Source organism: Rhodococcus sp. NPDC127527, from assembly GCF_042672245.1.
Classification (GTDB): domain Bacteria; phylum Actinomycetota; class Actinomycetes; order Mycobacteriales; family Mycobacteriaceae; genus Rhodococcus_G.
Window position 1 is genome coordinate 1 of the sequence record NZ_JBHXVP010000036.1, and the last position, 1,573, is coordinate 1,573.

Here is a 1,573-nt window from a genome sequence, read left to right on the forward strand (position 1 = left end):
GCTCCTTCGGGTGGCACGGTGCAGTTCAAGGACGGTGGCACCAATCTCGGTGGTCCGGTGAACGTGACCAATGGTGTGGCGACGTTGTCGCAGTCCTTTGCCACTGCTGGTGCGAAGAGCGTGACTGCGGTGTTCTCGGGTGCGGCTGGGTTCCTCGGTTCGACGTCGGCGGCATCGAATGTGGCGGTGTCGGATCCTGCTCCGGTGGATGTGGCGACGCAGACGTCGGTGACTGTGCCGGCGACGGCCACGACCGGTGTCGCGGTTGATTTGAAGGCGACTGTGTCGCCCGCTAACGCGTCGGGCACGGTTCAGTTCAAGGACGGTGGCGCGAACATCGGTGGTCCGGTGAACGTGGTGAACGGTGTGGCGACGTTGTCTCATGCGTTCGGTGAGGCTGGTCCGAAGGGCGTGACTGCGGTGTTCTCGGGTGCTGCCGGGTTCTCGGGTTCGACGTCGGCGGTGGCGAACATCTCGGTGTCGGATCCTGCTCCGGTGGATGTGGCGACGTCGGTCGTGGCTGCTGCTCCGGGTTCGGTGAAGGTTGGTGTGGCGGTTGATTTGTCGGCGACGGTGTCGCCGGCGAATGCGTCGGGCACGGTTCAGTTCAAGGACGGTGCCACCAACCTTGGTGGTCCGGTGAACGTGGTGAACGGTGTGGCGACGTTGTCTCATGCGTTCGATGCGGCTGGTGCGAAGAGCGTGACTGCGGTGTTCTCGGGTGCGGCTGGGTTCCTCGGTTCGACGTCGGCTCCGGTGTCGGTGTCGGTGTCGGACCCGTTGCCCACTGATGTGGTGACGTCGACGGTGTTGACGGTGCCGGGGTCGGCGACTGCGGGGCAGGCTGTGGAGTTGAAGGCTGTTGTCACTCCGGCGACTGCGGGTGGCACGGTGCAGTTCAAGGATGGTGACACTGCGATCGGTGCGCCGGTGGCTGTGGTTGACGGGAAGGCGACGTTGTCGCACGTGTTTGCTGCGGCGGGTTCTCGGAACATCACTGCGGTGTATTCGGGTGCGGCCGGTTTCACCGGTTCGACGTCGGCGAAGTCGGTGGTCGTGGTGGCTGCGGCGCCTGGTGACGGTGGTGGTACCGGTTCTCTGGGGTCGTTGTTCGGCTCCTGATGTGAAGTCGGTCCGCTCAGGTTCTCTCGGGAGAGCCCGAGCGGACCGCTGGTCTGTGCGCGCTGGATCGTTCCTACTCCGGTCCTGAACGCGCCCAACAGATGTAGAAGTTCCACGGCGCTCGCCGAGCGCGTGTTCGGATACAACGGAGGATCTGCATGTCTCGTCCGATGATGCGACGGTGGGTGGCGGCATCGAGCGCTGTTGCTGTTGTCGCGGTTGGTTTGGGTATTGGTGGTGGTGTGGCCGGTGCGGCGCCGGCGTCGGCGACGTGGACCGATGGCAGCAGCAAGTTCACTCGCACGATCAGTGAGGCGAATCCTGCCGCGGGTGATGTGATCACCACGACGACGAAGTTCGAGCGCACTGGTGGTGTGGTCGAGTGGCTGCAGGCGGTCAAGGATGTGCATCCGACCTGCCTGACGTACGTTGCGGGGTCGGCGAAGGTGTC

General features: G+C 64.5%; 1 protein-coding gene and 1 pseudogene. Both read left to right on the plus strand.

What is annotated here, in order from left to right; all coding sequences use genetic code 11:
* A partial coding sequence (locus ACFVH2_RS24940) for an Ig-like domain-containing protein (RefSeq protein WP_378475743.1) occupies nt 1–1,122 on the plus strand: 1,122 nt, incomplete at its 5' end.
* 158 nt (nt 1,123–1,280) lie between these two features.
* Nucleotides 1,281–1,573 (plus strand): annotated as a pseudogene (locus tag ACFVH2_RS24945) (Ig-like domain repeat protein); the annotation flags it as partial.